Source organism: Micromonospora sp. NBC_01739, assembly GCF_035920385.1.
Lineage (GTDB): Bacteria > Actinomycetota > Actinomycetes > Mycobacteriales > Micromonosporaceae > Micromonospora.
The window spans coordinates 2,477,208-2,495,028 of the sequence record NZ_CP109151.1; the positions used below are offsets into that span (position 1 = coordinate 2,477,208).

A 17,821-nucleotide genomic window follows, 5' to 3' on the forward strand; every position below is an offset into this window, starting at 1 on the left:
CAGCTCGATGCCCCTGTCCAGGGCTTCCGTTCCGGACGGTGCCGCCGCGCCGGTGTTGCACGGCGATACGGCAGAGGGTGCCGGACGAGACTTCGCGGGCACCTAACGCGGACCTAACGGGCAGCGGTTCTGCCCGCATCGGTACCCCGGCGGCCGGTTTCCGGCCGCTCCCGCCGCGCCTACGGTCGGGGCCATGAGCATCTCGTTGGGCCTGGTGGACACTCCGGTGGTGGTCGTGCCGGGCGAGAGCGTCGACATCCCGGTGACGGTCCGGAACTCGGGTGACGTCGTCGAGGGGTACGACCTCGACGTGGTCGGCATGCCGAGCACCTGGGCGACGTTCGACCCACCGAGAGTCTCCCTCTATCCCGGCGCGAGTCAGACCGTCACCCTCACCGTCCGACCGCCCCGGTCCTCCGAGGTCCGCGCCGGAGAGCTGCCGTACGGCGTCCGGGTGGTGCCGTCCGAGGCACCGCAGACGGCCACGGTCGAGGAAGCCGTGCTGACCATCGCGCCCTTCTCCGAGGTGACCGGAGAGCTACGGCCGCAGGTACGCCGGGCGCGACTCGGCGCCCGCTACCGCCTCGCCGGCGTCAACGGCGGCAATCTCGAGGAGACGCTGACCGTCACCGCCGTCGACAGTGCCGAACAGCTGAACTTCGCGCCCCGACCGCGGCCGACGACCCTGGCGGCGGGCGAACAGTACACGACCGTCCTCGGCGTACGGGCCCGGCGACTGCTCTGGCGAGGCACCCCGAGACACCTGCCGTTCCGGGCCGTGCTGAGCGACACGACGGGCCGGGCCGTCACCCTGGACGGCACCCTGGTGCAGCAGCCCGTTCTCTCCGCCTGGCTGCTCAAACTGCTCGCCCTGCTGCTGGCTCTGCTGCTGCTCCTGCTCGCCCTCTGGTTCGGGCTGCTGCGTCCGGCGGTGACCTCCGCAGCTCGGGAGGCCGTCGACGAGGGCATGGCGCAGGTCGCGACCGAGGCGGAGGTGGCGGCGAGCGAGGCTGCCGGCGTGGCGGCGCGAGACGCCATCGAACAGGAACGCGCAGCGGCTCCCCCCGCACCTCCGGCGCCGCCGCCGGCTACCCCCGAGGGTAATGACCGCGCCAGCGGGGACGGACAGTTCGCCACCGCGCTGGTGCTGCGGACCAACCCCGGGGGGTCGGCGTCGAGCAGCTACACCGTGCCCCGCAACCGGGTGCTGCTGATCACGGATTTCCTGGTGGACAACCCGCAGGGAGACACCGGGACCCTGACCGTGACCGCCGACGACGTCCGGGTGGTCACCTACGCGCTGGAGAACTTCCGTAACCAGGACTACCACTCGGTCACCCCGATCAGGGTGCCGGCCGGGTCCCGGGTGACCCTCACCGTCGTCTGCCGGCAACCGGGCACCCCGGTCGGTGCTCCCACGTCGAGGACCTGCCAGGAAGGGCTCTACCTCAACGGCATCCTCGCCCGGTCCACCCGGGCGGGCTCCTGAACCTCCGGAAGGTCGCCGCGATCCTCGCCAACCCTCGTACACCGGCGCATCGATTACTCTCACAGACCGCTTGGCAGATCGCGCTCAACGCCCGCGCCGGTACGAACGGGTGACCTGCCCGTCGGATAGCTTGCCCTATGCCCGTCATCGATCTGAGTGCGCCGGCCCGCCCTCCGTCGCCTCGCAGGACGACAAAGCCGCGGCTCGTGGCAGCGCTGGCAGTCATCGGGCTCGGGTCCCTCAGCGGCGAGCCGGTGAATCCGCCACAGCTTGCCCCTGAGGTACGGTGCGAGTCATGGCAGGCATCCATCGCGGGTGAGGTACGTCCGGCCACCGCTTCGACAGGGAGTGCCCCATCCGGCGCAACTACGGAAGCGCGCGTGGTGGCCATCATGGATGGTCGAAGCGGCTGCGTCGTGTCGATGCACCGATGGGGTGAATCGCCGTTGGTGTTCCAGTCCGGGGATCGCGATCTGGTCGCCATCGTCAAGATGGACGGCGACCGAAAGCGCTGGACGGTGCTGGTGTCGGGCAAGCCGCTGGGCGAGGAACTCGTGCGGTGGGAGGGCGACGACCTGGACGCCGGACTGTCGCGGGTGAGGGCCACACTTCGGGAGCGGGTTCCGGGACTGCTCGACTGACGGTTGTCTCGGCAACGGCGTTTCCGGCGATCGTGGTGAGCCGGTTTCCGCGGCGACCGTGGCCCTGACGTCGGCGGAGAAGTGAGATCGGTGCGGTACCGGGATGCTCCGATGATGACGTGGAGGTCCGTGCCGGGGCAGAAGGTGCGGCGCACGGCCGCGACGAAGCAGGCGATGGACCACGGCACGCCGACAGCCCTTGGCCAAATCATCTTAGTCATTAAGATAATTGCATGAGCACATCAACCGGCTTCTCCGTGGCGATCTCCGGTGCCGGCCTCTCCGGCCTCTGCCTGGCCCAGTACCTGGTGCGCAACGGCATCGACGTGCACGTCTACGAACGCGACCCGGGCCCCTTCGTCCGGCAGCAGGGCTACCGGATCATCCTCGACCGGTACGGGCTGGAGGCGCTGCGCACCAGCCTGCCCCGCCCGCTGTACCGCCTGGCGTTGGCCACCGGCGACGAGCCCGGCGGGCAGCTGCGCTTCACCGACCGGCGGCTGCGGGACGCCTTCACCATCACCTTCAAGGACAAGACCCACACCACCCGCCAGGTCGACCGGCAGACCCTGCGGTCGATCCTGCAGTCCGGGCTGGACGGCCGCATCCACTACGGCAAGGCCGCCGCCGCGGTGGACGACACCGACCCAGCGAGGCTGCGGCTGCTGTTCTCCGACGGCACAGCCGCCCCGGCCACCGTCGTCGTGGGCGCCGATGGCGTCGGCTCCCCGCTACGCACACAACTCATGCCGGACGCCGACCCGGTGCCCACCCCGATGGCGGGCATCTACGGCCGGACACCGCTGCGACTGAACGGTGCCAGCATCATCCCGGAGGCGCTGCGTACCAGCGGGGTTCTGGCCATCGCCGACCGACCGGGCCGCGCCTTCTTCTTCACCTCGATGCGCTTCGGCGAGAGCCCAAGAGAGGCCTTCGCGCGCCTGGCCCCGGGCAGCTACGCACCCACCGGTGAGGACTACGTCATGTGGGGACTGCTGCTGCGGCAGGAGGAGGTGCCCGAGGGCACCCGCCGGGACCTGCTGACACTGTGGAACCTGGCCACCCGGATGGGTACGGACTTCCATCCGCTGATCCGCCGACTGATCGAAGCGGCCGAACTGGACACCATGGTGCTCAACTCCTTCGCCACCGGCCGACGGCCGACCCGGTGGGCGGTGCCCCGGGCCACCATGATGGGCGACGCCGTACACGTCATGCCGCCGTTCGGTGCCCACGGCGGCAACACCGCGCTCCGGGACGCCGCCCTGCTGGGCCGCAGGCTGGTCGAGGCCCGCGCGGGCGGCATGCCGGTGGAGAAGGCGATCGCCCGCTACCAGGAAGAGATGGTGCCGTACGCCTTCCGCGCCGTCGACACCGCCGCCGCGCTGATGCGCCGCCTGACCGGAGGCGCGGCCGCACCACACTGGGTGCTGACCCGTGTGTTACCTCGGCTGCACCGGGTCACCGTACCGGAGGCATGATTGCCGGCATGTCCGACGAGTTGGCTCGTAAGTCCGCGATCGCCGACCTGATGCGTGCGGGACGGGAGATGTCCCGACTGTCCATGGTGTTCCGCAACGCCATCGCGGAGCAGTTGGGCCTCACCGTCAGCGACCTGGAGTGCCTGGACCACCTGGCCGAGGTCGGTTCCGCCACCGCGGGGCAGATCGCCGAGCGGACCAACCTCACCACCGGGGCGGTGACCAGCATGCTCCGCCGGCTCCAGCAGGCCGGCTACGTGACCACCGAACGCGACCCGGCGGACCGGCGGCGGGTGATCGTCACCCTGCGGCCGGAGCGGGTAGCCGACCTGGAGCGACCGTACGAGCGGTTCGCCGAACAGACGGGACGCCTGATCGCGGGTTACAGCGTCGAGGAGATCATGCTGCTGGTCCGACACTACGGCCGCATGCAGGAGATGTACCTGGCCGAGTTGGACCGCCTCCGCAGCGGTACGCCGGAGACAAGCGGCTCGCGCCACCGATCTCCTGCGCTCGACAGACCGAGGGGTGAGCCGCCCGTGCGGCAACTCGCCCCTGACGACCAGGAAACTACGGATGGAGCATGACCGCCGGCTAGTCCTGCCAGACGTTCAAAGCCCAGGCGAGGACGTACCAGACGCAGACGTACTCCCGCCCGGAGGCGATTCCGGCGATGTGGCAGGTGACCGGGTCGGGGAAGATGCCTTGGAGCCCCCAGCCACCCGCTGCCAGCGTGACCGGTGCCGCGCTCACCGCCGAGTTGACGGCGGAGACCGGGGCGGCCTGGGCGGCCCCGGCCGTCGTACCCAGGCCACCGGCCACCAGGGTGGCGACCATGACTGTCCCGGCCAGCCGCTGCCGCAACGATCTTTTACGCATCGTGCCTCCTCTTACGAGCCCAGACCGGGCTGTCCGGCCGGCGATTGACGATGCGGAAATGCTAAGCCCGGAAAGGGAGCTGACCGGCGGTCCACAATCCGACTACCACACCGGCGAGAAAGGCAATTTCGATCATCGGTTTCGGATCGCGGAGCGGCGAGTGAGCCGCTGAACCGGCGTTTGCTGCCGCAATGATCCAAGGACCCCGGGTACGTCGACTTACGGTGCTAGTCATCATTCCGATAAACGGATCAGGCCCGGGTATCGTCCGGTCAGGCCAGAGTACAGATCTTGGGCCGGGCGCGATCACGGGAAGTCATCGGGTGTGATGCCGGGCAACGTGGCCAGTAGTTGACCGGCCAGTCGCCGTACGGTGTCGTCGTCGTGCTGGCGACCGAGCCGGATGAGCAGCTCCCGGGTCCGGGTGTCGCGGTAGTGGTGTCGGGTCAGCGCGAGCAACGCGGTACGTCGGACCTCCCAGTCGTCGTCGGTGGCCAGCCGGAGCAGCAGTTCGGGTACTCCGGCGCGGTCCGCCAGGGTCGCGCCGATTTGTTCCACCGCCCGGCGCCGGACCTCGAGGGCCGGGTCATCGCGGACCAGTCCGACGAGCAGCACCTGAACTTCGGGGTCGGCGCCGAAGTGCTCGCCGAGCGCGGCGGCGATGCGGGCACGAATCGCCGGGTCCTGGTCGGAGAGGCGGCGCATCAGTCGCAGTGTCACCGCCATGGAGGCGCTTCCCTGCTCGGTCAGGCAGCAGACCGCGGCGTCGAACACGGTCGAGTCGGTGTCCGACTCGACGCATTCCAGCAGCACGTCGGTCACCACGTCGGGGCTGCCGTACCGGCAGAGCGTCCGCACGGCGGCCAACCGGATGCCGACGTAGCTGTCGCGGCGGGCCCGTCGGCACAGTGTCTCCACCAGGCCCTCGACCTCGCCATGCTCGGCGAGGGCGTCGGCGGCCGCGCGCAGTACGTTCGGGTCGGGATCTCGGCTGACCTGTTCGGCCAGGCACTCCCGCACGGCGGGGTCGGGCGGTTCGGCGAGACGGGCCAGGCTGCGGGTGACCCGTAGCCGCACGAGGGCGTCCCGTTCTTCGAAGGCTCGGTTGATGAGCAGGTCGCGGGTGGTGTGCCCGAACAGTTGTCGGCCGGTGAGCAGGTCAACGGCGGTGAGCCGGACGCTCGCGGTAGGGTCGCGTCGGGCGCTGTCCAGCAGTAGTTCTCCGGTGCGGTGGTCCGAGTGGGCCTCGGCCAGGGCGCGTACCGCGGCCAGGCGGACCGTGGCGTCCTCGTCGGTGCGAGCCGCGTGCGCCACCACCGTCCAGCAGGTGTCGTCGGTGCAGTCCCGGTCGATCAGCGCGGTCACGGCGGCAGCCCGCACGGAGGCGTCCTTGTCCTGTTCGATCCGGTCGATCAGCCGGGTTCGACAGCGTCCGTCCGGGTCCGGCACGAGCGTCAGCCGCTGTACTGCGGTGGCGCGGAGCCGAGCGGACTCGTCCGAGTTGGCCAGCTTGAGCAGCAGATCGGTTTCCTCCGGGCCAGCCCGCCCGGACAGCAGTCTGATCACCAGGCAGCGCCGTACCTCGTCCGGGGACTTGCCGGTGATGCGCTGAAGCGCGCGGCTTCGCGCGGTGTCGGCGTGCTCGGGCAGGCCCAGCAGGGCTGTCAGCGCTTCCTGTACGACTGCGGGATCGGGGTCGGTGGCAAGTAGTCGCTGGAGGGTGCCGGGTGCGTCCGGCAGGTCGGTGCAGCGCGCGGTGAGCACGGCCACGGCGGCTCGTCGTACCGTGGTGGCGCTGTCCTCGGTGGCGTGGAACAGGACGTGGCGGAGGTCGTCGCTGAGTTCCGGGCGACCGTCGAGGGACTGTACGGCCAGTGCGCGGACCGCGGGATCGGGCGAGTCGGCGAGGTCGCACAGCTCGCCGGTGAGGTCGGGATCGGCGCCGAAGTGAGTGATCAGGGCCCGTACGGCGGCCTGCCGGACGGCGGTGGAGACCTTCGCTCGGGCCTGGGTGATCAGGATGTCCCGGTAGCGACGACGGTCCCCGGCGGTGACGTCCAGCCGGCCGGCGGCTTCGGCTAGCCCGGCGACCAGGGTGAGGTGGGCTAGCCGCTCGCGGCCCTGCTGGAGTTCCCGGACCAGCAGTTCCTCCAGGTGTTCCTCCGTGCTGGACAGCGCTGCGGCGATCCGGGTGGCGAAGGTGGAGCCGGAGCGCCAGCTGGTGCGTACTCCGCGGCGGCGGTACCAGTTCAGAAAGGTGTGCCGGCCGGGCCAGCTCGGCCCGAGGGCCCGGATCGAGGAGAGCAGTTCCTGTTCGGTGAGTTCCACCAGGTTGGGGTCGTCGGCGGAGATGCCGTGTTCGACCAGCAGCACCATCTGACGCAGCACGGCGTCGCCCGCAGCGGTCAGTTCGGCGGGTTGTGGGGTTTCGGCCACGCACTGCGCGGCCAGCACGAGGTTCCAGGGCGGGGCGGTCAGGTTCAGCGGCGGCCAGGGTTGGGTGGTCTCGGTGGCGAGTCGGGTGATCAGGTCGTTGGCGATCCGGGCGGGCAGGGCACCGGCGACGAGGCGGAGCACCTCTCGCCAGGACGGGTCGGCCCAGCGTTCGCGAAAGAGCGCACGGAGCCGGTCGAGGTCCCAGGCATCGGGGTCGTTGTCGATCCTGTCCACGATCTCCTCGGCGCAGAAGAATTCCAGGAACGCGCGGTGCACGAACCCGAACAGCCGCAGTCCGTATCGTTCCAGGATGAAGCTTCGGTGGCGCAGTTTGTCGATCATCGAGTAGGCCATACCGAGTGCCCGCTCGTTCTCGAAGCCGTAGAACGCAACGAGATGGTCGCGGAAGATGCGTGCCAGCTCGTCGGAGTCGATGTAGTTGCCGGCCGGCCCCGATTCCCGGAATTGCATGCGGAACGCCAGGTGGCGCAGTAGTCGGCGCTTCGCATCCAGGTCCAGCGAGGGCACGTCGCCGTGGCTCTCCCGCAGTTGTTTGGTCACGTCCCACTCGGAGATGAGGACGTCGGTGACGTGCGCGTACAGTCGGCGTCGGTTGCGGGGCAGGGGGTGGCTGCGACCGACGATGGTCATGAGCATCAGCAGCAGTGGGTTTCCGGCGATCTCGTGCATCGCTCGGGAGTCGCCCAGCATGTCGAGGAGCTGTCGTCGTTGCCGTTGTGCTTCGACAGCCGGAGTGGGCATCACGTAGCGGTACCAGTTGTCGATGAACTGGGTGATCTGTTCGTCGTCGAGGTCTTCGAGGGTGAAGTGGTCGAAGCCGGCGTTGGCGAAGGTCTGCCGCTGGTAGCCGGCCGTCCGTGAGGTGACCACGGACAGCACTCCCGGGTACTCGTTGGCGAAGGTGGCGATCTGCGCGGCCACCTCTTCGCGTTGGACCGGGTCGAACACCTCGTCGAGGCCGTCGAAGAGAAAGAGGGCCTGGCCGCCCTGGCGTAGATATGACCCCAGCACCTCCTGGTTGATTCCGGTCAGTCCCTGTTGGTGGCGATGGCCGATGTAGTCGAGCAAGCCGTCGCAGCGCCCGTCTCCGCGGTGCACGGCGTAGGACCGCAGTTCGATCAGCACGGGCAGGTGCTGGTTCAGCGCCGCGAGTCGGGGTTCGTCGCAGGCTCCGGCCAGTGCCAGTGCCAGGTACCGCGCGGCCGCGGACTTGCCGGAGCCGGGGTCTCCGAGTAGGACGATCGTCCGGCGGCTGGAATCGCAGACCACGTCGAACAGCGAGAGCGCATCCTTGGCCGCGTACTCCTCCCAGAGTCGTTCGAGTTCCTCCGGGTTCACCGCGCCGGGCAGTCCACTGGTGTCACCGTCCGATGTGGCGCTTGCCCACCGCCACCAGGCCAGTGGCATTTCCGGACGAGCCTCCTCGTGTACCCGAGGCTCGACGAACAGTTTCGGCAGCCCGACGGTGAGGTATCCGATGGTGGGACGTGGCGAGACAGCGTCGACCGAGACAACGCGGTATCTGTGCGCCAGTTGCTCGTGGTAGCGGTTGCGTACGGCTTCGGGTAAGTGGGTGTCCGGATCGGCGGGTCCGCGTGCCGGAAACCGTCCACTGCGTACGTCGGCCAGCGCTGCGGTGACCTTGGCGGTGAGGTCGTCGACGCTGGTGAAGAAGGCGCACAGGTGTCGTTCCTTGAGTTCCCGGCGAAGTTCGATGATCCGATCCCCGTCGTCGCCTCGGGCGACCCGGTCGACCGGCCAGGGAGCCTCATCGGCGAGGAGGAAGATCAGGCAGGGTTTTCCGGCCGCGAGTGCCTCGCGATACTCCAGCTCGGTGATGGAGGAATCCTGACCGGGCGGGCGAAATCCGTAACGCCAGGCAAACAGTCCGATGTAGAGGTCGCAACGGCGCACGTCAGCCAGGCAGCGGTCGAGCGGTGGTCGGACGTCGGCGTTGTACGCTTCCATGGCGACGTCCTCGATCTCCAGACGACGTGCCACTGCGTGTACGGCAGCGCGATATTCCCACAGGTCTTCTTGAGTGGCCGAAATGTAGACCTTCATAAACGGCAACTCCAGGGGTAGCTGGCGTCCGCACTATCGAAAATATCATTCGTTGTCACCTTCGTGCGGCCGGCGGCGCTTCACCGCCATGGGATTCCCGCCGATGTCGGGCCTATGATGCCCCCAGGGCAGATGCCGCCCCAGTGGGTCGATTCCCGTTGTCTCGGGGATCCGTGGCCTCACCAGGGTCGGTATCGGCGCGGGTGATTCAGCGGGGGTCGCATTCCGCAGGATGATTGCGGGCGGGCGGCGATGCGGAGGAAGCCATGATCACGTTCGGCGAGGTGCACACCAACCTGCTGCAACACAGCACGGCGCTGGCACAGGAGCAGAGTTCGGAGGTGCTCAGCCTGGTCGAAGGCGAGGCGGTGCTGACCTCCCGCCGTCCGTCGCTCTATGCGGTCTCGCCCGATGTGCGCACCGGCGTGGACTGCTGGCTGCCCAGCGCCAAACGGAAGAGGTTACGGGCAGTGGGCGCGGTGGTCAGCCGGGCCATCATCACCGGTGGCCGAATCGTGCAGGCGTCGTCGGTCATCCAGGTCGTCAGCGGTGACCGTCGTCAACCCTGGTCGCACTACCTGGCCCAGCCGGGCATCCTGGAGACGGTCGGCAAGCTGAACAGCGCCGACCTGACCGCCGGTTTTCTGCACAGCAACGATGCGGACGTACTGAACCTGGAGGCGATCACCGGACGGGTGCTCGACGGGGTACAGATGTCCGACCTGCTGGACCGGCGTCCGCCGCTGCGGGCGGCGCGTACCCGGCTGCGTTGGGCAGCGCAGGTGGGTCCGCAGTCGGACCGGGAGGTCTCGGCCGTCGTCACCGTGGACTCCCCCACCCTGCGTACGGTCGAACTGGTTCTTCCCCCGCAGGACGTGCCGGCCGCCGTGGCCGGTCTCTGCGAGGATCTCGCGTTGCACGACTGGCTGCTGACCATGCTCTCCTCACTGATGGAGGCCGTCGTCACCCGGTCCGGCACCGGGCAGGAACACGTCGAGCGCTTGCGTCCCGTCTTGGAGCACCTGCTGCACCTCTGGTTGCCGGGCGCGCGTGTCGACCCACGGCTGCGGCCGATCTGGGACCGGTTGGAGCAGGTGCCCGGATTCAGCCGGCAGTGGAACTCGTCGGTGACCTGGATCCGGGATCAGGTCAGTGTGGGCAACCTGGCGCTGCTGCGTGACCTGGCGGGGCGGATGTCGATCGACCAACCGTGCGGGCGCAAGCACACTCATCCGCCGATGAACACGTAACTCAGCCGGTCGACGAGCTCGCTGGGCAGATGTAGGCCTTCACCACCCGCGCGCCGGGCGACCTGCTGCGCGACCGCCGTCGGTACCGCCACCTGACCGAGAATGGTCCGTACCGCCAGCTCGACCGGCAGGTACTGGGTGTCCATGAGGGTCAGGGTGCGGTACGCGCAGAACGGCGCGGCGGTCGGGTTGAGCTGGACTACCGCCGGCAGCTCGTCCCAGTCGGCCGGTAGCTCACCGGTTATGCGGGTCGGTTGCATCAGGGTCTGCCCGCGGTGTCGCAACACGCCCAGCCGGGCCATCTGCCAGACCGACGCGAGCAGTGCGCACGCCCACACCCGGGTCTTCGGTTCGTCGGACCACAGCTCTATATCGACGAAAATGGAGTGCCGGGGATCGCCGGACTGCACCGGCGGAGACCAGGGGCGAGGCAGAGTCATCGCCGGCGCGTCCACGTACCCGGGCGAGCGCATCCCGTTGGACAGCCACCCGGATGCATTGAGCGGGGGCCGACTTCCGGTGGTGTTCCGGGGTGGTTCCATCACGAGGGTGTCGACCACCATCTGGGCGAGTTCGACGCCACCGTGACGGGCGAAGCTGGATTCCCGAGCCACGTAGTCCAGCACCAGGCCCAGCTCTGCTGCGGCACCCTGCACCTGAGGAATCACCTCGCGCGGTGAGCCGAATCGGTGGAAGTAGTCGTCCACCATGAAGCAGGTGCTGATCCGCGGCTGACGGAGGGCCGGCAGCCCGTGGCGGGCCAGGGCCGGAATCGCCGTCGACCAGTCGGCGATCCGCGCGAACTTGCGGCGCAGATCCTGGCAGCCGACGCCGAAGTCCTCCGCGTAGAAGTGCCCCAACTCGACCGACAGATGGGAGTACGCCACGCTCTCTGTCCGACGCACCGCAGCTGCCTCCTGGAACCTGACATCCACGTCGATCACACGGTTTCCCATGCGGTCTCGTCGAAGAGCTTTTCGGTAAGCGTCACGATGGCATCCACCGTCTTCACATTCGCGATTTTGGCTTGTACGTCATGATCGGAGATGAGCTGTTCCCGCCACTGCAACAGCGGGTCCAGCGGCACCACGCCGAGCCGCGTCGTACGCCCGACTCCTCGGCGGCGGGCCAGTTCCGACAGTTCTGTGTCGCACTTGCGCAGGAATGCCTGCTGCGCGAGGTCGAGGTGGCCGACCTCGGGGCCGCGGGAGTCGATCACCGCCGTGCGGATGAAGCGCAGCGACTCCCGCAGCCGCTCCGGCTCGTGACCGTACTCCTTGCCTATGGCGAGGATGCCGCCCGCCTCGAAGGCGAGATCCGCCGCCGCGGTGACGTGCTGGGGAGTCCAGCGATGAAAGACCAACCAGCGCGCGACCACCTTGCGTAGCGCGGGGGTGGCCGTGGCGGCCAGCGCGATATGACTGGCGTACGACCGACCGGCGCTGAGGTCCACGAGAATCAGGTCGAACTCCTCCTCCAGCCGGAGAAAGAGCTCGGCGCAGCGTTTGGCGATGTCGTTGGTGAAAGGGAACTCGCTGCCGTTGCGCTGGCCGGGTAGCAGCACCAGCGGACCTGAGCCGATGGGTCGCTGGCGCAGGCTGGCCCGTTCCGAGGTGCCCCACACATCCAACTGCTTGGGGAATGGGATCTCTCCGCGTAGGTAGCGGTGCAGACCACCCTCGTTCGGCCCTTCGCCCTCCACCCCGTTGACGGCGTCCGGAATCTGGAACGTGATGCCAGCGGTGGGCGAGCCGAAGTCGTAGTCCAGGTAGCAGGTGGGGCGGCCGGCCAGGGCGCTGCGGTAGGCGATGTTCGCGGCGGTCACCGAGCGACCGGTGCCACCCTTGTGCGACGTGACGAAGACCAGCATCAGATCCCCTCGCTGGCCTTCTGTTGCCCGGTGGTGATGTCGTTGAGCAGGAGCAGCAGCGTGTCCGCCAAGGCTGCCGCCGTGCCCGGCCGTTCGTCCACCAGCAGTTGCGCCCGGCGCAGGCTCACCCGGATGCTGCGCATGCTGCGTTGCATCGCCTCTCCGGCGAACGTGCCGCGCATCAGCTCACGGTCGAACAGGTATTCCGCTTCGTCGATGAGGTCCTGCGCATAGGCGACGAGCCGGCCGGCGCGCGGGAAGGGCCGATCCCAGAGCAGCTGACCGGCGTTGACCAGCGCATGCACCACACGCTCGGTGAGGTACCAGCTGGGCGCGTCCGGTTTGGGGGCCAGCCCGGGGAAGGCACCGCCGGCATGGTCCCACAATCCTCGGTGCCGGCCGTCGGGAATCCGGCGCAGCAGCAGGTGATCCCACACCTCGTCGGCCAACTCGAGCAGTTCGCTGCGCCGCCGGGCGTTGCTCAGCAGGCCGGCGACGTGAATCGCCCGCTGTAGCAGCACCGTGGAGAACTCGTTCACGACCCAGGTCATCATCGGCGTGGAATCGGCGTCGTTGAGAGTGACCCGCTTGCCGGGGGTGTGCACGAGCAGCGCCGACTCCCCGGGCGTTGCGCGTCGGGTGACGCGGCCCCGCTGTGCCAGTTCCACCAGCACCGCGGCGATGCGGCCGAGTTCCTCGTCGCCGCCGCGTCCGACCGCGAGCAGTCCCTTGACCGCCAGCGACGTCGCTTGGAGGGTGTAGTAGTCGGTGCGGTCGCCATCGGTCGTGCGCCACGGGATGTCCTCGATGGGCCATCGCCGCCGGTTGCCGAAGGTCGCCACCGTGGCCCAGTAGGTCCGGGTCAGCTCCCAGCGCAGCTGCAGAGCCCGGGACAGCCGCTGTTGTTCCTCGTTGAGCAGGCCGAGCAGGCGGGTACGTTCCGAGTTCAGGTCTTCGATGGCGTCCATCGCGATGACCGTGAAGTAGAGGTAGGGGGCGTTCTCGGCCGAGCCTTCGCGTTGCCGGCCGATCGGCTCGCTGGTGGAGACTTCCTCGGCGCCGGCGATGATGCCCCACGACCAGCCGCATTCGAAAAGCATGTCGCTGTTGTCGAGGTCTTCGGTGACCCGGCCGGACCCGAGGACCACGCTGCGCAGACTGGCCATGGTTTCCCGCAACTGCTCGCGCAGCGCCGCGACGAGTTCCCGGCGCGGTAGCTCGTCCTGGTTGACCATCTCACACAGCCGTTGACCGTTGGAGCTGGTGGAGGTGAAGACAAAGGTGCTGAAGCTGCGCAGCAGGCCCACCATGGCGGCGGTGAGTCGAATGCCGGCCATCGCCTCCAGTTCGTCCAGTTGCACGAGCAGTTCTCGTCGCTGGGTGGCACTGCGGTAGACCTTGACGAAACCGATCGTCGCCAACGTGAGAGTGATGGAGACGGCGAACGAGTCGACGATGTCGAAGGACCGTTGTTCCTCGGTCAGCTCCGGGCCGCCATCGACCGGGGTGAGGTAGCCGCCGCCGCCGAAGATGGGTGTGCCGTCCTCGGCGGTGTACCGCCTGAAGTAGTCGATCATGACGCTGACCAACCGTCGGGGAATCTCGATCGCACCGCCGAGCGAACTGAGGGCCTCGACCACCTCGTCGTCGGCGCGGTCAGGGTCGTCGAGCGACAGCACGGGGATCTTCGCCGCAGGAAGAAGCAGGATCAGCAGCTGCTCGGCATCACTGACGGAATTGCTGCCGCTTCGGCCGCCCCAGTGCCATTCACCTTTTTCCCAACAGCTCCGCACCGTGGCACGCCAGATGTCGAGGATCTCCTGGCGCGGCTGTATCCGCATGATCCACCGCCGTCTGCATGTAGTCGCCGACTCGGAACCGCTGGTGTTGCCGTGCGCACGATGATCCACGATGACCGGCACCGATGTGCAGTGTCATCGTAACGGGCTGGTCGAGTGCCATCGGAACCGCTCTGCTCGCGCGAGTCGGCGAGCCGCAGAACGTGAAGCAGGGTGCCCGCCCACCAGGCGGCGTGCCCATTCGGTGGCACCCCTGATCCGCCTCGGCACTATCCGCGAGCGCGGCCGGTGACCAGCAGCATGCTCAGATATCCGTCACGCAACCGTGGCCGGGGACGCTCCTCGTAGACGGTCACTTCATACGCGCCGGCGGCGATGCCAGCCACCACCTCGGCGCGGTGCAGCGCCACGGCCGGGAAGAAGCGCGGGCCGACGCGGTAGCCGGCGGACCCGAGCATGACGGCCACCGCGAAGGGTGCGCCAGGGCGCAGTGCCCCCAGAAACCGGGCGACGGCGTGATCGGCCTCCGCCCGGTCGGCCGAGATGGAGCAGGCGACGAAGAACATCGTGCCCGCGTCCCAGGTGTGCTGCGGCAGATCGAAGACGCTGGTCCGGCTGACTCTGCCGACCTGCGCCAGGCGCTGTCGTGGATCCGACAGCGCCGCATACGCCGGATGCTCGAGGCAGACCTGCCAGTACGGATCCCAGAGCTTGTCGTAACCGTCGACCTGGGTACGCAGCCAGCGCAGATTCGAGGTGGACCACTCGCACAGCTCGATGGCGCGCGCGAACGGCAGGAGCGTCAGCGCCGGATAGAGGTTGGCACCCGATCCGACGTCGACGCAGCGCGCCTCGGCCAGCCTCGCTCCGGCGAAGAAGTCTCGGGTTCGGCGGAGCAGCTCCCGGTCGTCGGAGCGCAGGTCCGCGTAGTTGTGCGAGACATAGGCGTGCGGGTCGAACCCGTCCCACTCGACCTCGGTGTTCACCGGCCTCGCAGACTCGATCGGCACGGATGACGCGGGTAAATCACCACAACCGCCGGCCTCCGGGGTCAACGCCATGGACGTTCCTCCATCGGTCTCAGCGGATCACACTCAGTTGTCACTCTGGGGCGCTCAGTGCGCCGACCATTGTGTATCGAACTGGTAGCTTGCCCGCAAGTGACAGCACGCCACTCCAGACAAGGAAATGCCAGCCTGACGACGGCCCTGCTCTCTCTATTGGACGGTCCAGACCAGCGAGGGTGGCCCTCTGCTTTGTGCGCGAATCACATCTGCTTCGAGCTGATCTACTTGAGTACGGGCTGCGGACCTACCGCAGTGATCAGTGCCGGCTCTCCTGGCTCAGAAAACCCGACAACAGGTGCCTGAACTCGTGCGGGTGTTCGATCGCCGGGACGTGCCCGCATCGGCTGAACACCTGCAGCCGGACATCGGCGAGGTGTTCGAGCAGGGGCTGAGTTGCCGCCGCCAGCGGGACGACTCGGTCCTCGGCGCCGTGCACGAGCAGCACCGGCGCGCGGATCGCTGCCAGGGTCTGCGGCGAGAGGGTGAGGTCCTCGACCCATCGGGCCCTGGGTGGCGGGAACAGCGACGGGTATGCGGCCGCCCCCGCTCGCATCGCAGCCGCCCGGGCCGCGACGGCCGCATCGGTCACGAGCCTCTGGTCGTAAACCAGGCGGCTCAGCATGTCTCGGGCTCCGGGCGGACCGGCGGGGGCGGCCCAGATCGCCTCGAGATCGGCGGACAGCGGGGCCCCGGGGGCGCCCATGGTCGAGACCGCCACGACCCGGGTGACCTGCTGGGGACGCGCGGCCGCCAACGCCAGCGCCACGGCACCGCCCATGGAGTGACCCACCACGGCGTAGTGCTCGATGCCGAGAGCATCCATGAGGCCGGCGGCCTGCTCCGTCCACAGTCGGAGCCCACCTCTGGCGCCCGCCGGGACAGGGGTACGGCCGAACCCCGCGTGGTCGGGAGCGATCAGGTGCCAGGAGGTGCCCAGCGCCTGCGCCGTCGCTGCCCAGGCTCCGGACCCGGTCGTGCCGGGTCCGGAACCGTGCAGCATCAGCACCGCGGGGCCGGTGCCGCTCTCCATCAGGTGTACGGGAGAGCCCTCGACGGTGATGGTCCGAAGTTCTGTCACCGGGGCAGGCCAGGTGCGTTCACGCCGATGCGGGGTCGACGGACTTCGAGAAGACCTCCATCATCGCCCTGCCGAACTGCGGCATGTCGGGCCAGCCCCGGCAGGAGACGAGGTTGCCGTCCACGACGTCCGGAGCGTCGATGACGGTCGCGCCCGCGTTCTCCATGTCACCGGTGATGGGTGGGAAGCAGGCCGTCTTTCGGCCCTTCAGCAGCCCGTACACCGCCGGCACCTGGGCGCCGTGGCAGACCAGGGCTATGGGGAGGTTGCGGGCGAAGAAGTGCTCGGTGATGCGCCGGACGTCGGCGTCGACCCGGATCCACTCGGGGGCTCGTCCCCCGGGGATGATGAGGGCGTCGTAGCGCTCGACGTCGACCTCGGCCCAGGGCACGTCGACCGGCAGCTTCCGGCCGTTCTTCTCCACGTAGGCGTCGGAGTTGGGGTCGAACTCGTGGATGACCAGTTGCACGTCACGCATCGTCCGGGACGAGACGTCGACGTCCCAACCGCCTTCCTGTACGCGGTAGTAGGGGTACATGGTGTCGAGTTCCTCGGCGGCGTCGCCGGTCAGGAGCAGCGCTCTGGGCACCTGCTTCTCCTCGCATCTGGGGACGGGCGAGATAGATCCAATACGATCCGATCGGTTCAGCATTCCCCGGCCCTGTCCGCCCGTCAAGCCTCTGCCGCGACCGGCTCCGTTTCCTTGAGTTCGTCGAAGAATCGGCGGAATCGCTCGCCGGAGCGCAGGATGTGCCGACGCATCGCGTAGGCGGCGGCGTCGGCGTCCCGCGCGGCGATCGCGGCCACGACGTCCTCGTGCTCGGCCATGGCCAGGTGGGTGACCTGGGCGTCGCGGTGCAGCCGGAACAGGTGTACGTGGCTGTGCAGGCGGGCAAGCGTTTCCCGGATGACCTGGTTCTCCGCGCTGGAGGCGACGAGATCGTGGAAGGCGGCGTCGCGCAGGCCGAAGGCACCGTAGGCCGCCGGCCCGTGGCCCCCCTCCAGCTCGGCCATCTCCCCCAGCATCCGGCGCAGGCCGGCGACCTGCTCCGGAGACGCGCGTTCGGCGGATCTGCGTGCCGCGGCCGGTTCCAGGAGCAGGCGGATCTCGAGCATGTCCTCGAATCGGCTGCGGGTGATCTGGGGCGGGATGCGGTAGCCGGCGTGGGGCACCCGTACGACCAGGCCCTCGGCCTCCATCCGGTTCAGTGCGTCCCGGATCGGTGTCTGCGAGACCCCCAGCTCTCGGGCCAGAACGTCGATCGTGACGCGGGAGCCCGGCTCTATCCGTAACGACATCAGCTGTCCCAGCAGGGTGTCGTACACCTCGTCGGCGAGCCGGCCGCCGGCTCGTCCCGACGGCCCTGCGCCCGTCACGACCCTGCGGGCCGGGGCGATCGTCGCTTCATCGTCCATCGTGACCTGAGGTCCTTCCTCGCGCCCTTCGGGAACCCATTGACATCAGTCACAACGCTGCGGCATGCTGACGCCCCAACCGGATCGTATAGGAAATGTGGCGGATGATCGTCATCCTGCGCCACAGCATCGAACCACCCACCACCGTTCCACTCGATCACCTGAAGCTCCCACGAGCATGCGCGAGGTCCTGCTCGGTTCGGTCACCGGGCTGTGGTTGGACCGAAGGACTTCTCGACGGCGTGCCGGCCCGGGCATCGCGGCGCAGTCGTGACGCCGGGCTGCGGATAGTCCTGCGCGGCAGCCCGGCAGCCCCGCATGAACCATCCG

The 17,821-nt window shown here is 68.6% G+C and carries 14 protein-coding genes; 5 read left to right on the forward strand and 9 right to left on the reverse strand.

Annotation, left to right across the window (positions count from 1 at the left end; genetic code table 11):
- Positions 1 to 193: 193 nt before the first annotated feature.
- From OIE53_RS10965 to OIE53_RS10980, 4 genes are all read left to right on the forward strand, one after another.
- Positions 194 to 1,489 carry a COG1470 family protein gene (locus tag OIE53_RS10965; RefSeq protein ID WP_327026499.1) on the forward strand — a complete coding sequence of 432 codons (1,296 nt, stop codon included), beginning with the start codon at positions 194 to 196 and terminating at the stop codon, positions 1,487 to 1,489.
- Positions 1,490 to 1,869: 380 nt separating this feature from the next.
- Entirely contained in the window at positions 1,870 to 2,130 is a 261-nt protein-coding gene (locus OIE53_RS10970; RefSeq protein ID WP_327026500.1) for a hypothetical protein, read from the forward strand.
- 233 nt (positions 2,131 to 2,363) lie between these two features.
- Entirely contained in the window at positions 2,364 to 3,611 is a 1,248-nt protein-coding gene (locus OIE53_RS10975; protein ID WP_327026501.1) for an FAD-dependent oxidoreductase, read from the forward strand.
- Positions 3,612 to 3,619: 8 nt separating this feature from the next.
- Positions 3,620 to 4,198 (forward strand): MarR family winged helix-turn-helix transcriptional regulator, encoded by a 579-nt coding sequence (locus OIE53_RS10980; protein WP_327026502.1) that lies wholly within the window; start codon positions 3,620 to 3,622, stop codon positions 4,196 to 4,198.
- Positions 4,199 to 4,205: 7 nt separating this feature from the next.
- Here the strand turns inward: OIE53_RS10980 and OIE53_RS10985 are convergent, their stop codons facing one another.
- Both OIE53_RS10985 and OIE53_RS10990 read right to left on the reverse strand, forming a co-directional pair.
- Positions 4,206 to 4,490 (reverse strand): hypothetical protein, encoded by a 285-nt coding sequence (locus tag OIE53_RS10985; protein WP_327026503.1) that lies wholly within the window; start codon positions 4,488 to 4,490, stop codon positions 4,206 to 4,208.
- A gap of 306 nt (positions 4,491 to 4,796) precedes the next feature.
- Entirely contained in the window at positions 4,797 to 9,011 is a 4,215-nt protein-coding gene (locus tag OIE53_RS10990) for a HEAT repeat domain-containing protein (protein WP_327026504.1), read from the reverse strand.
- Between the two features lie 266 nt (positions 9,012 to 9,277).
- Here OIE53_RS10990 and OIE53_RS10995 point away from each other — a divergent pair, with 266 nt between their 5' ends.
- Positions 9,278 to 10,261, forward strand: a complete 984-nt coding sequence (locus OIE53_RS10995; RefSeq protein WP_327026505.1) for an SCO2521 family protein — start codon at positions 9,278 to 9,280, stop codon at positions 10,259 to 10,261.
- Here OIE53_RS10995 and OIE53_RS11000 read toward each other — a convergent pair.
- The 7 genes from OIE53_RS11000 to OIE53_RS11030 form a co-directional block, all read right to left on the reverse strand.
- The gene (locus OIE53_RS11000) at positions 10,240 to 11,166 is read right to left on the reverse strand and encodes an SCO2522 family protein (protein ID WP_327026506.1); all 927 of its coding nucleotides are present in this window, start codon (positions 11,164 to 11,166) and stop codon (positions 10,240 to 10,242) included. The genes OIE53_RS10995 and OIE53_RS11000 overlap by 22 nt on opposite strands.
- Before the next feature lie 35 nt (positions 11,167 to 11,201).
- Entirely contained in the window at positions 11,202 to 12,131 is a 930-nt protein-coding gene (locus OIE53_RS11005) for an SCO2523 family variant P-loop protein (protein ID WP_327026507.1), read from the reverse strand.
- Positions 12,131 to 14,053, reverse strand: coding sequence for an SCO2524 family protein (locus tag OIE53_RS11010; RefSeq protein ID WP_327026508.1), 1,923 nt, complete (start codon positions 14,051 to 14,053; stop codon positions 12,131 to 12,133). The genes OIE53_RS11005 and OIE53_RS11010 overlap by 1 nt, the downstream gene beginning before the upstream one ends.
- Before the next feature lie 146 nt (positions 14,054 to 14,199).
- A complete protein-coding gene (locus OIE53_RS11015) occupies positions 14,200 to 14,991 on the reverse strand; it encodes an SCO2525 family SAM-dependent methyltransferase (protein ID WP_327026509.1) in 792 nt (263 codons plus the stop codon).
- A 262-nt stretch (positions 14,992 to 15,253) separates the two neighbouring features.
- On the reverse strand, positions 15,254 to 16,075 hold the full coding sequence (locus OIE53_RS11020; RefSeq protein WP_327026510.1) for an alpha/beta fold hydrolase: 822 nt from the start codon (positions 16,073 to 16,075) through the stop codon (positions 15,254 to 15,256).
- A gap of 19 nt (positions 16,076 to 16,094) precedes the next feature.
- Positions 16,095 to 16,664 carry a DJ-1/PfpI family protein gene (locus tag OIE53_RS11025; RefSeq protein WP_327026511.1) on the reverse strand — a complete coding sequence of 190 codons (570 nt, stop codon included), beginning with the start codon at positions 16,662 to 16,664 and terminating at the stop codon, positions 16,095 to 16,097.
- Between the two features lie 83 nt (positions 16,665 to 16,747).
- Positions 16,748 to 17,491: a GntR family transcriptional regulator gene (locus OIE53_RS11030; protein ID WP_327026512.1), complete on the reverse strand. Its 744-nt coding sequence runs from the start codon at positions 17,489 to 17,491 to the stop codon at positions 16,748 to 16,750.
- Positions 17,492 to 17,821: the final 330 nt, after the last annotated feature.